Source organism: Zoogloea sp. LCSB751 (genome assembly GCF_002028455.1).
Taxonomy (GTDB): Bacteria; Pseudomonadota; Gammaproteobacteria; order Burkholderiales; family Rhodocyclaceae; genus Zoogloea.
Genome location: NZ_MWUM01000583.1, coordinates 1 through 238 on the forward strand (window position 1 = coordinate 1; position 238 = coordinate 238).

Genomic DNA, 238 nt, shown 5'->3' on the forward strand with positions numbered 1-238 from the left:
GCTTTACCCTTAAATCTGGCCAAGATTTAAGATGATTTTTAAGCGCAACTTAAAAGTCGGAAGAAAATATGTGGAGGGGTTCCCGAGTGGCCAAAGGGATCAGACTGTAAATCTGACGGCTCCGCCTTCGAAGGTTCGAATCCTTCTCCCTCCACCACTTCTTTCTCATATCACACTTTATCTCACGTTATTCCCCAAGTTTTCTTTCTAGCACACCAGCTAATTCGGACTTATTATT

The 238-nt window shown here is 42.9% G+C and carries 1 tRNA gene; it reads left to right on the forward strand.

Annotated elements, in window-relative coordinates:
- The first annotated feature begins 72 nt into the window (after positions 1-72).
- Positions 73-157, forward strand: a tRNA-Tyr gene (locus tag B4920_RS27800).
- The last annotated feature ends 81 nt before the right edge of the window (positions 158-238 follow it).